Consider the following 12,566-nt stretch of genomic DNA (forward strand, 5'->3'; position numbering starts at 1 on the left):
TTAAAAATTCGTATTTTTGATACTTTAAAAATGAATATTAACACAATAATAAAAATATGAAAGTAACAGTAGTAGGTGCTGGTGCTGTAGGTGCAAGTTGTGCTGAGTACATAGCCATTAAAAATTTCGCAGACGAAGTAACATTAATCGACATTAAAGAAGGTTTTGCTGAAGGTAAAGCAATGGATTTAATGCAATGTGCATCATTAAATGGGTTTGACACTCAAATTACTGGTGTAACTAACGATTACTCAGCTACAGCAGGTAGTGATGTAGCAGTTATTACAAGTGGTATTCCTAGAAAACCAGGAATGACACGTGAAGAGTTAATTGGAATTAACGCAGGTATTGTAAAAACTGTTTCTGAAAACTTAATAAAATACTCTCCTGAGGTTATTATTATTGTAGTAAGTAACCCAATGGATACAATGGCATATTTAGCTCATAAAGCTACAGGATTACCAAAAAACAGAATTATTGGAATGGGTGGTGCTCTAGATAGTGCACGTTTTAAATTCCGTATAGCTGAAGCTTTAGGTTGCCCTGCTTCTGATGTAGATGGAATGGTTATTGGTGGTCACAGTGATACCGGAATGGTTCCACTAATAGGTAAAGCTGCTCGTAACAGTGTAAAAGTTTCTGAATTTTTATCAGAAGAAAGAATGCAACAAATTGTTGAAGACACCAAAGTTGGTGGAGCAACATTAACTAAATTATTAGGAACAAGTGCTTGGTACGCTCCAGGTGCAGCAGTTTCTGCAATGGTACAAGCTATTGCTTTAGACTCTAAAAAAATGTTCCCTTGTTCTGCTTTATTAGATGGTGAATACGGTTTAAGTGATATTTCAATTGGTGTACCTTGTATTATTGGTAAAAACGGAATTGAAAAAATTGTTGAAATTGAATTAACTGAAGCTGAACTTGCTAAAATTCAAGAAAGTGCTGCTGGTGTTAAAGCTACAAATGCTTTATTAGACTAGTTAACTAACACATAATATTTAAAAAGCTGTTTCAAAATTTTGAAACAGCTTTTTTATTTTAAGACAATCCAGAGATGACTCCTTCATTATCTATTGTCATGTTTTCTGACGCTGGCGTTTCAGGCAATCCAGGCATACGCATCATAGCTCCAAGTATTGGAATAATAAACCTAGCACCGGCAGCAATTTCAATTTCTCGAACAGTAACAGTAAAATTTTCAGGTCTACCTACTAAAAGTTCATTGTCTGAAAAAGATTTTTGTGTTTTTGCAATACAAATCGCAAAATCATTAAATCCAAGCTTTTCAATTCTCCTTAAATTTAATTTGGCTTTTTTATCAAAATCTACAGCTGTAGCCCCATAAATTTCTTTAGCAATTTTTTCTATTTTCTCTTTAACTGGAGAATTCCAATCATACAAAGGTTTAAAATTCGATTTATTAGCTTCAACAACTTTTACCACTGCTTTTGCTAATTTTGTAGCTCCTTTACCTCCTTTTGCCCATCCTTCAGTTACAACAGCTTGCACACCAACTTTTTTACATTTATCAGTAATGTATTTAATCTCTTCATAAGTATCACTTGAAAATGCGTTAATAGCCACTACAGGTTCTATATTAAACTTTCTAATATTTTCTACGTGTTTTTCTAAATTACAAAACCCTTTCTTTACAAATTCTAAATTCGGTGTATTATACGCTTCCTTTGTAGCGCCTCCATGGTGACGTAAAGCTCTAATTGTAACAACTAAAACTACTGCTTTAGGGCTTAAACCTGCAGATTGGCATTTAATATTTAAAAACTTTTCAGCACCTAAATCCGCACCAAAACCAGCCTCGGTAATTACATAATTTGATAATGAAAGTCCCATTTTAGTTGCAATAATTGTATTTGTTCCTTGTGCTATATTGGCAAATGGACCTCCATGTATTATTGCTGGATTACCTTCTAAAGTTTGCACTAAATTAGGTCTAATTGCCTGTTTTAATAAAATTGCCATTGCATTTTCGGCTTTTAAGTCACGTGCAAAAACAGGCTTTTTATCAAAGGTATAACCAATAAATATATTTCCTAAACGTTTTTTTAAATCTTCAAAATCAGTTGACATACAAAGTATTGCCATTACTTCAGAAGCTGGAGTAATATCAAAACCATCTTCTCTTGGAATTCCATTTGCTGTTCCACCTAAACCAACAACAATATTGCGTAAAGATCTATCATTCATATCCATAACGCGCTTCCAATGAATAGTTCTTGGATCTAAATTTAATTTACAACATTTACTTTGTAAATTATTATCGATTAAAGCGGCCAACAAATTATTAGCTTTTTCTACAGCGTTAAAATCTCCGGTAAAATGCAAGTTAATATCTTCCATAGGCACAACTTGAGAATAACCTCCGCCTGCAGCACCACCTTTAATACCAAAAACAGGCCCCAAAGAAGGTTCGCGTAGTACCACAGTAGCATCTTTCCCAATTTTGTGTAATCCTTCTGTTAAACCAATTGACACTGTAGTTTTACCTTCTCCCGCAGGAGTTGGCGTAATTGCTGTTACTAAAATTAAGTTGTTTTTCTTTATTTTTTCTTCATCTATAAGGTTTAAAGGTAATTTGGCTTTATATTTTCCATACATTTCAATTACATCTTCATCTACACCCAATTTAGCTGCAATTTCCTTTATATGCACCATGCTATTTTTCTGTGCAATTTCAATATCTGATAAATGCTTCATTTCAATTCATTTTTACTAACAAATATACAAAATTAAGAGCTGAGAATAACAGTATTTTAAGAAGTGATAAGTTATAAGGATAAAAAGCTAAAAAAGTATTGGCATTCTCTGTTTGAAATTATATATTTGCACGTTTATAACAAATGAATTCTTATCAAATTAATGTAAAATGCAAAATAAAGGACTTATAAAATTATTCGCTATTCTATTTGGATTAGTAAGTTTATACCAATTATCATTTACTTGGTTTACAAATGGTGTTGAAGATAAAGCAAAGATGTATGCTGAATCAAAATCAGAAGACGGAAAAGAAATAGCAAACTTAGAAAGAGCATATTTAGACTCAGTTGCTAATAAACCTGTAATTGATTTAGGTTTTGCCCAATTTAGTTATAATGACATTAAAGACAAAGAACTAAATTTAGGATTAGACCTTAAAGGTGGTATTAATGCTATTTTACAAGTATCTGTTAAAGATATTTTAATTGGACTATCTAATGAATCTAAAAATCCAGTATTTAACGAAGCTTTAGCGAAAGCTACTGAAGCACAAAGAAGTAGTGATAGAACATATTTAGATTTGTTTTTTGATGAATTCGAAAAAGCAAGTAATGGAACAGTTAAATTAAGTGACCCAAGTATTTTTGGTAACAAATCTTTAAGAGAAAAAATAAATTTTAAACTTACAGATGCTGAAGTAATGCCAATTATAGAGGACGAGGTAACTGGTTCTGTAAATACTGCTTTTGAAGTATTAAGAAGTCGTATTGATAAATTTGGTGTTACACAACCAAACATTCAACGTATTGGAAATTCTGGACGTATTTTAATTGAATTACCTGGAGCAAAAGATATTGATCGTGTAAAAAAATTATTACAAAGTACTGCAGAATTACAATTTTGGGAAGTATACAGTAACCAAGAAACTGCAAACTTCTTTTTTGCAGCAAATACTGTAGTAGAAAACATATTAAAAACAGAAACTGAAGAAGAAGATACAACTACTGCTAAAGACGACTTAGACGATTTATTAGGTGAGGTTTCTGATTCCTTAAACGCAACTCCAACTAAAAACTTATTTTCAGTATTATCTCCAAGTATCCCTCAAAGCCAAAACCAAATATCTTCTGTAATTGGTACAGCTAAAGTGTTAGATACTGCAAAAGTTAATTCTTACTTAGCCTTAAGAGAAGTAAGATCATTACTTTCAAATGAAATGAAATATGCTAAGTTCTTATGGGATGCTAAATCTTTTACAAGTACAACAGCAACTGGAGAAAGTGTAGAGTTAATCTACTTATACGGAATTAAATCTAACAGAGAAGATGTTGCACCTATTGAAGGTGACGTAATTGAAGATGCTAGTCAAGAATACGGACAAACAGGAAGCCCTGAAGTAAGTATGACTATGAATGCTGCTGGTTCTAGATTATGGGGAAAAATGACAACTGAAAATGTTGGAAAATTTGTTGCTGTAGTTTTAGATGATTATGTATATACAGCACCATCAGTAAATACTGCTATTACAAGCGGAAGAACTTCTATTTCTGGAGGAAGTATGACCGTTGAAGAAGCTCAAGATATTGCAAACGTTTTAAAAGCTGGTAAATTACCTGCTGCTGCACATATTATTCAATCAGAAATTGTAGGTCCTTCATTAGGTCAAAAAGCTATTGATAGTAGTTTAAGTTCATTTGCTTTAGCATTATTATTAGTATTAATATGGATGATTTTTTACTATGGAAAAGCTGGTGCATTTGCCGATGTAGCTTTAGCTGTTAACCTACTATTTATATTTGGTATTTTAACTGCATTTGGAGCGGTACTTACATTGCCAGGTATTGCAGGTATTATTTTAACAATAGGTATGTCTGTAGATGCAAACGTAATTATTTTTGAAAGAATTAAAGAAGAACTTATTAAAGGTAAAGGTCTAAAAGCTTCAATTAGCCACGGATTTAGTTTTAAAGGAGCTTTATCAGCTATTATAGATGCCAATATTACTACTATGTTAACTGGTATTATTTTATATGTGTTTGGTACTGGGCCAGTAAAAGGTTTTGCATACACTTTAATGGTAGGTATTGTAACATCTCTATTTACAGCAATATTTATTACCCGTTTATTAATAGACTGGTATGCTGCAAAAGGTAAGTTATTTACATTCGATACAAATATTACTAAAAACTGGTTTCATAGAATTGATATAGAATTCTTAAGAAAAAGAAAAATTGCATACATTTTTTCTGGAACTTTAATAGTTGTTGGTTTAATTTCATTATTTACTAACGGATTAAATTACGGTGTAGATTTTGTTGGAGGTAGAACTTATGTAGTAAAATTTGATAAAGCAACAAATGCAAGCGAAGTTTCTGAAACTTTAAAAGATGCCTTTGGAAGTGCTCCTGAGGTTAAAACTTACGGTGAAGCTAGTCAATTAAAAATTACAACTAAATATAAAATAGAAGAAGAAGCAAGTAGCCATATTGATGATGAAGTACAATCTTTATTATTTAACGGATTAAAAAAATATTATTCTAAAGACTTAACTTTAGAACAATTTAAACCTGGTTACGATGGTGTTGGAAAAGTAGGTATTATGAGTTCTATTAAAGTGGAACCAACTATTGCAGATGATATTAAAACAGCTGCAGGATGGGCTATTTTAGGTTCCTTATTAATTACTTTCTTATACATTTTATTTAGATTTAGAAAATGGCAATTTAGTTTAGGTGCTGTAGCTGCAGTATTCCATGACGTGTTAATTGTATTAGCTATATTTTCTTTACTTTATAAAATATTACCTTTCGATATGGAAATTGGACAATCATTTATTGCAGCCATACTTACAGTTGTAGGATACTCACTAAATGATACCGTGGTAATTTTTGATAGAATTCGTGAATTTACAGGGATCCATACTTCTTGGAAATTCTCTGAAATAGTAGATAAAGCGTTAAGTAGTACTTTAGGAAGAACTATTAATACATCATTAACAACATTGGTTGTATTATTAGCAATCTTCTTATTTGGTGGAGACTCTATTAAAGGATTTATGTTTGCTTTAATTGTAGGTGTTGTTGTAGGTACTTACTCATCATTATTTATTGCATCTCCTATCATGTACGATACAGTAAAAAAATTAGATTCTAAAAAATAGTAGAATTTAAACTGAATAAATTTCATAAAACCGTTTTGAGTTTCAAAACGGTTTTTCTATTTTCAAATCAACAAATAAATCTGCATTTGAATTGATTTTTGTATATTGATTATTAAATTTGTAACAAAGCATAAAAATGAGCATTATTAAATTACACGATAAGTATTTTAAATCTTATATTTCAAAAGAGCAAATCCAAGAGGCTACCAAATCTTTAGTAAAAAAAGTCTATACAGACTGCAAAGATGAAAGACCAATTTTTATTGGAATACTAAACGGTTGTTTTATGTTTGTTGCCGATTTTGTTAGACAATATAACGGTGAATGTGAAATTTCTTTTGTAAAATTAGCCTCTTACCAAGGCACATCTTCTTCAGGTAAAATTAAACAGTTAGTAGGTGTTAATGAAGATTTAGAAGGAAGAACTGTAGTAATTTTAGAAGACATTATAGATACTGGTAATACACTCCAAGAAATATATTCGATTTTTGAAGATAAAAAATTAAAAGAACTTAAAATAGCGACACTGTTTTTTAAACCAGATGTTTTCAAAAAAGAACTTAATATCGATTATATTGGAATAGAAATTCCAGATAAATTTATTGTTGGATATGGATTAGATTATGACGGAATTGGAAGAAATCTAGCAGATATATACCAACTTACAACAAAACCAACTATGAAAAACATTGTTTTATTTGGACCTCCAGGTGCAGGAAAAGGAACACAAGCAACACTTTTAAAAGATAAATATGGACTAATTCATATTTCAACTGGTGATGTTTTTAGATACAATATTAAAAATAAAACAGAACTAGGTCTATTGGCTAAAAAATATATGGATGGTGGAAATTTAGTTCCTGATGATATTACCATAAATATGTTAAAAGCTGAAGTTGAACTTAATGCAGGTGCTAACGGGTTTATTTTTGATGGTTTTCCTCGTACAGAGTCTCAAGCAAAAGCTTTAGATGAATTTTTAACCGAAAAAGGCGAAGCTATTAATGGTATGATAGCTCTTGAAGTTTCTGAAGATTTACTAGTACAACGTATTTTAGAACGCGGTAAAACAAGTGGAAGAACCGATGATCAAGATGAATCTAAAATTAGAAACCGCTTTAACGAGTACAATACAAAAACAGCTGTTTTAAAAGATTATTACGATAACCAAAATAAATATTTTGGTGTAGATGGTGTTGGTGCCATTGAAGATATAACAAAACGTTTAAGCAACGTATTTGATAAAATATAATATTGTTGTTTATTAAAACAATAATTAAACTTAGAAATGCTTAAAATAAAGATTCTTATATTGGTAAGAACACTATAAAAGATGACTGAAGGAAATTTTGTTGATTATTTAAAAGTATATGCTAGCTCTGGAAATGGTGGTGGTGGATCTACCCATTTACACAGAGAAAAATATATTACCAAAGGTGGCCCTGATGGTGGTGATGGTGGTCGTGGTGGACATATAATTGTTAGAGCAAACCCAAATTTATGGACGCTTTTTCACTTAAAATTCAACAAGCATTTTAGAGCTGAACATGGTGGCCATGGTGCTAAATCTAGAAGTAGTGGTAAAGACGGACAAGATGTTTATATTGAAGTACCTTTAGGAACAATTATAAGAGATAGTGAAACCCAAGAAATTTTGTTTGAAATAACAGAAGAAAATACCGAACAAATTCTATTAGAAGGTGGTAAAGGTGGACTGGGAAACTGGAATTTTAGATCTTCTACAAACCAAACTCCTCGTTATGCACAACCAGGTATAGAAGGAAAAGAAAATTGGTTTCAATTAGAATTAAAACTATTAGCAGATGTTGGCTTGGTTGGTTTTCCTAATGCAGGTAAATCTACCTTATTATCTGTTTTAACAGCTGCAAAACCAAAAATTGCAGATTATGCTTTTACAACCCTAAAACCAAACTTAGGAATTGTACAATACCGCGATTTTCAAACTTTTGTAATTGCCGATATTCCAGGTATTATTGAAGGTGCAGCAGAAGGAAAAGGTTTAGGACATCGTTTTTTACGCCATATTGAACGAAATTCTATCTTATTGTTTTTAATTCCTGCTGATTCAGATGACATTCAAAAAGAATACAAAATTCTTTTAAATGAATTAAAACAACACAATCCAGAATTATTAGATAAAAACAGATTACTTGCTATTTCTAAATCTGATATGTTAGATGATGAGTTAAAAGAAGAACTAAAAAAAGAACTGCCTAAAGGGATAAAAACACTATTTATTTCATCTGTTGCTCAACAAGGTTTAACTGAATTAAAAGATAATTTGTGGCAATTGTTGAATGAATAACTTTTTATTAAGTTAGTTGTCATTCCTGCCTATGCAGGAATGACAATATTACTTTATTTATAGTATAAATTAGCTGCATAAAAAACGTGTCATGCTAAACTCGTTTCAGCATCTCACCTTGACGGACAAATCTAATTCTTCAAAATAATTGGTAAGCTAAAAACAGTTTTAACAGGTATACCACGTTTAATTCCAGGTTTTAAATTTGGTAATTTATCAATCCCATCAGCAATTAAACTATCTAACTTAGGAATTTCTTGTTGAATAATTGCAGAAGATTGAATATTTACAAGTGAAACTTCACCACTTTTGGCAACTTCTAATTTCACTAAAATGGTGTCGTTTAAACTATTTTCAGTAATAAATTGATGCGATTTTAAAGAAGCATAAATATGCTCAGAAATTTTAATTTGAGAACATATTTTTTGTTTATCTTCTGAAGGAATACTATCACACGAAGGAAATAATGGAAAACTATCTATAGAACTATAATCTACAATAGTATCAACTTCTTGAATCTCTTCTTTTTTATATTTTTTTTCAAAATAAGAACAAGATAAAAGTAAAAAAGCACTAAAAATTATTATAAAAAATTGTTTCAAAATTATTGTTTAATTCGCATCGGTGAAAATACAACATTTTGATTTACTCTACAATAACCCCTTCAATAAAGTATTTCTTTCTTATTTCCTTAATTCTACCATTAGCATATTTAGTTAATTCGGGATTTTTACTTTTAAAACGTTCTATAAATTTTTCATAATGTTTTAAAGCAATTTTTTTATCTTCATAATACATATCTGAAGCAAAAGCCAACTCAAAAAGTGCATCTTCATTATTATAGTTATTTTTTACAGCTTCATCAAAAAATCTTACTGCTTTTTTATAATCCTTTTGTTCTTTGGCTATAATTCCTAGAAGCATATATTCTTTATCTAGCTCGGGTTTACTATACATTATTGCTTGAAAAATGTAAAGCTCTGCCATTTTAAAATCTTTCTTTTGATATGCTAATGTTGCCATACGATATAGAATTTTAGGGTTCATACGGTCTAATTTAAGTGCCTTTTTAAAATATACCTCTGCTGAATCAATTTGTTTTAAATTAAAATAACTCATCCCAAACATTTCGTAGGTATTTACAGATTTATAGTTTAATGCCTCTAACTTATTTAAGGTTTCAATAGTTTCTTCAAATTCTTTACTAAAATACTGATCGTTTGCTTTTAACTGTAAAAAATTAATATTTGTTGAATCTATTTGTAAACCTTTTTCAATAAATAATCTAGAAGAATCTCTAACATTTATAGTTTTAAAAAATTTAGCAACTTCATAAATACTATTTAAATGCAATGTATCAATATTAAAAGCATCTAGATAACTTTGTCCCATTTGCATTTTCTTACGTTGTAAAGCCAATGCTTTTCCTAATTGATACGGGTAATTTGGATTTAATGTATCTTGAGTTTTTAAATATCTAAATAATTCCGAAGCTCTTTTAGGTTTCATTTCTTTTAAATATAACTTTCCTAAACTATAGGCAACTAATAAATTTGATGAATCTTTTTTAAAAACGTCTTCGTATAAATTAATGGCTTTATTTTTATAGCCCAAAGTTGAAAATACATTTGCTAATTTAATTTTAAGCTGATTTTTTTCTTCAATTTCTAATGCTTCAGAATAAGTAGTAATTGCCTTATTATAATTACCAATAGTTTGGTAAATATCTGCTGTTTTTTCAAGTACTCGTGTGTTTTTATCTTTTTCATTTTCTAACAATTTTAATGCTTTTTGATAATTTCCTTTTATCAACAAACTATCTACAACCACAAAAACCGAAGATTGCGCTTCGGTTTTTAAAATTGCTACAATAAACAATAATGGAATTAAAATCTTTTTCATAAAACAACTATTAACTTACTTTAAAGGCTATTGGTAAACTGTATTTAACACCAACTGCTTTCCCTTTATATTTACCAGGTTCCATTTTTGGCAAACTTTGTACAACTCTAATAGCTTCTTCTTTTAGAGATTGGTGTGGTGCTCTTGCATCTACATCCGTAATATTCCCTTCTTTATCAATTATAAACATTACAAAAATTCGTTTTACACCAGATGTTAATCCCAAACCTTTAGATAAGTTTGAATTGAAGTTTTTATTTACGTGTTCTGTAATATTTTCTATTAAACATTGTTTCAATTCCGCATTTGTACCAACACACCCAGGAAAAACCGGCACATTTTCTATAATTGCAAAAGGCACATCGTCTCCTTCAACATATTTTTTTGCCTTTTTCCCATTTATAAAATCTTCCTTTGCTTTTTTAGATTGCTCTGGAGAAGCATTAGCTCCACCAACTTTAAAAGCAATTGGCAAACTATATTTAACACCAACAGCAACACCTTTTTGTTTACCTGGCTCCATTTTTGGTAAACTTTCTATAACTCTAATAGCTTCCTCCTCAAGAGATTTATGTGGTGCTCTTGCCATTACTTCCGCAATATCCCCTTCTTTATCTATTTTGAACATTACAAAAATACGTTTAACACCAGCTGTTAACCCTAAATCATTAGCCAAACCTGCATTAAAATTTCTATTTACATGCATAGTAATATTCTCTTGCAAACACGTTCTTAATTCTTCTTTTGATCCTTCACACCCCGGAAAAACAGGAACTTCATCAATAATTGCAAAAGGCACATCATCTCCTTCAACATATTCATATTCTGTTTTTGATTCTGTTCTTAAAGATTTTGGACGAAACCAATTTACTCTTACATCATTTTCATCTAACAAAACTACATGGTCATACAATAATTCTTCGTTATTATTAAATTTTTCGGTGATCTCTTTTTCTTTTTCTGTATACTCACTAAGCTCTAAATAACGTCCAATCATCAAACTATTTCCCACATAAGTTTTACCAATTTCAAAATCGAAATATATTCCACCTTTAAAATCTTCAGAGTTTACATTATTCAAAGCTGCTTCCATTTCAAATAACTCATCATTAGCTTCATCAATACAAGATGTATAAGTTAGCATTCCCACCAACAAAGGAATCAATAGTAAATACTTTAATTGTTTTATTTTTTGTGATTTGTTTTTAGTAATCATGACAATGCGTTTTTTTATTAATGAATGTTTATAAAATTGATTGATAAATGAGATATTTTCTACATTAAAAGTGATAGAAAGCAATTTATTGAAATACGATTTTTTGTCAGTTTCTTTCACTATTTCAGCGTCGGAAATATACTCGTGTAATAAGGTTATTCTGTTTTGGTAGATATACACTAGCGGATTAAACCACATTATAATTTTTAAAATTTCGAAAAATAATAAGTCTAAACTGTGTTTTTGCTTACAATGAATTAACTCGTGCTCAATAATGTCTAACTGCTCTTCTTCTAACAACTTTTTATTGATAAATATGTAATTAAAGAAAGAAAATGCAGATTGTTTCGATTTTAAAATTACAAGTTTATAAAAATCTTTACTTATAATCTCATTCGTTCCAATGAGTTTAAAAAGTTTAAAAATGCGAATTAAAAAAATACTTGCAAATAACACCAAACCAACATAAAATAGTAGTTCAATATAACTTAAAGTACTTGTATTGTTAGTTGCTTGTATAAATACTTCTCCAGGATTTAAAACTACTTCTGGTAATTGTACTATATATTCTTGAGGAATGGATTGCTGAACACTTTTAAACTTTAATAATGGGATTATAAAAGCTAAAATTGGAGTTGTCAACAAATAAACTCTGTTCCATTTAAAGAAGGTTTCTTTTTGCAAAAAAAGATCGTAAACAGCTAAAAATAGTGTTTGAAAAAGCACGACTTGTATTATATAGTTTATCATTTCTCTGTCTTTTTGTCATTAATTTTATCTAAAATAGCTTCCAATTCAGTAATGTCAACATCATTCTTTTTTACAAAAAACGAGACCATACTTTTAAAAGAACCTTCAAAATAACCATCAACTATTTTTTGTAAAGTTTTGTTACTATAGTCTGTTTTTTTAATTAAAGGAAAATAAATATACCCTCTTCCTTTGGCTTTATGTCCCACAAACTCTTTGGTTTCTAAAATTCTAATTATCGTAGAAACAGTATTATACGCAGGTTTTGGTATTGGTAACTGTTCAATAATTTCTTTTACAGAAGCCGTTTCTAAATCCCATAAAACTTGCATTAACTGTTCTTCTGCTTTTGTTAATTGTTTCTCCATTATTTAACTAAGTTTTTAGTTCTACAATACAAATATAACTAAATATTTAGTTCAAACTAATTTTTTAGTTATAAATTTTGCACGATTGTTGTTTAGAAATAGCTATATTTAAATTTAAATTTTAAAAAA

9 protein-coding genes are annotated in these 12,566 nt (G+C 29.8%); 4 read left to right on the forward strand and 5 right to left on the reverse strand.

What is annotated here, in order from left to right:
• The first annotated feature begins 56 nt into the window (after positions 1 to 56).
• Entirely contained in the window at positions 57 to 980 is a 924-nt protein-coding gene (gene mdh / locus MKD41_RS08040) for a malate dehydrogenase (protein WP_240244914.1), read from the forward strand.
• Between the two features lie 58 nt (positions 981 to 1,038).
• Here mdh and MKD41_RS08045 read toward each other — a convergent pair whose 3' ends face one another.
• Positions 1,039 to 2,715, reverse strand: coding sequence for a formate--tetrahydrofolate ligase (locus MKD41_RS08045; protein ID WP_240244915.1), 1,677 nt, complete (start codon positions 2,713 to 2,715; stop codon positions 1,039 to 1,041).
• Positions 2,716 to 2,884: 169 nt separating this feature from the next.
• Between MKD41_RS08045 and secDF the strand changes: the two genes are divergently transcribed.
• From secDF to obgE, 3 genes are all read left to right on the forward strand, one after another.
• The gene (gene secDF, locus MKD41_RS08050; RefSeq protein WP_240244916.1) at positions 2,885 to 5,875 is read left to right on the forward strand and encodes a protein translocase subunit SecDF; all 2,991 of its coding nucleotides are present in this window, start codon (positions 2,885 to 2,887) and stop codon (positions 5,873 to 5,875) included.
• 136 nt (positions 5,876 to 6,011) lie between these two features.
• Positions 6,012 to 7,127, forward strand: a complete 1,116-nt coding sequence (locus MKD41_RS08055; protein ID WP_240244917.1) for an adenylate kinase — start codon at positions 6,012 to 6,014, stop codon at positions 7,125 to 7,127.
• A gap of 81 nt (positions 7,128 to 7,208) precedes the next feature.
• Positions 7,209 to 8,201, forward strand: coding sequence for a GTPase ObgE (obgE, locus tag MKD41_RS08060; RefSeq protein WP_240244918.1), 993 nt, complete (start codon positions 7,209 to 7,211; stop codon positions 8,199 to 8,201).
• Positions 8,202 to 8,332: 131 nt separating this feature from the next.
• On the opposite strand, the gene MKD41_RS08065 is transcribed toward obgE, so the two are convergent.
• The 4 genes from MKD41_RS08065 to MKD41_RS08080 all read right to left on the reverse strand — a co-directional run bounded on the left by MKD41_RS08065 (position 8,333) and on the right by MKD41_RS08080 (position 12,437).
• Positions 8,333 to 8,803, reverse strand: a complete 471-nt coding sequence (locus MKD41_RS08065; RefSeq protein WP_240244919.1) for a hypothetical protein — start codon at positions 8,801 to 8,803, stop codon at positions 8,333 to 8,335.
• A 43-nt stretch (positions 8,804 to 8,846) separates the two neighbouring features.
• Positions 8,847 to 10,103, reverse strand: coding sequence for a hypothetical protein (locus MKD41_RS08070; RefSeq protein WP_240244920.1), 1,257 nt, complete (start codon positions 10,101 to 10,103; stop codon positions 8,847 to 8,849).
• Between the two features lie 10 nt (positions 10,104 to 10,113).
• On the reverse strand, positions 10,114 to 12,003 hold the full coding sequence (locus MKD41_RS08075; RefSeq protein WP_240244921.1) for an energy transducer TonB: 1,890 nt from the start codon (positions 12,001 to 12,003) through the stop codon (positions 10,114 to 10,116).
• A gap of 62 nt (positions 12,004 to 12,065) precedes the next feature.
• Positions 12,066 to 12,437, reverse strand: a complete 372-nt coding sequence (locus tag MKD41_RS08080) for a BlaI/MecI/CopY family transcriptional regulator (RefSeq protein ID WP_240244922.1) — start codon at positions 12,435 to 12,437, stop codon at positions 12,066 to 12,068.
• Positions 12,438 to 12,566 lie beyond the last annotated feature (129 nt).

This window comes from Lutibacter sp. A64 (assembly GCF_022429565.1).
Taxonomy (GTDB): Bacteria; Bacteroidota; Bacteroidia; order Flavobacteriales; family Flavobacteriaceae; genus Lutibacter.

Bases quoted from the DNA above. Each gene is read 5' to 3' on its own strand.
- mdh (WP_240244914.1), top strand. From the start codon at position 57: ATGAAAGTAACAGTAGTAGGTGCTGGTGCTGTAGGTGCAAGTTGTGCT.
- MKD41_RS08045 (WP_240244915.1), bottom strand. From the start codon at position 2,715: ATGAAGCATTTATCAGATATTGAAATTGCACAGAAAAATAGCATGGTG.
- secDF (WP_240244916.1), top strand. From the start codon at position 2,885: ATGCAAAATAAAGGACTTATAAAATTATTCGCTATTCTATTTGGATTA.
- MKD41_RS08055 (WP_240244917.1), top strand. From the start codon at position 6,012: ATGAGCATTATTAAATTACACGATAAGTATTTTAAATCTTATATTTCA.
- obgE (WP_240244918.1), top strand. From the start codon at position 7,209: ATGACTGAAGGAAATTTTGTTGATTATTTAAAAGTATATGCTAGCTCT.
- MKD41_RS08070 (WP_240244920.1), bottom strand. From the start codon at position 10,103: ATGAAAAAGATTTTAATTCCATTATTGTTTATTGTAGCAATTTTAAAA.
- MKD41_RS08080 (WP_240244922.1), bottom strand. From the start codon at position 12,437: ATGGAGAAACAATTAACAAAAGCAGAAGAACAGTTAATGCAAGTTTTA.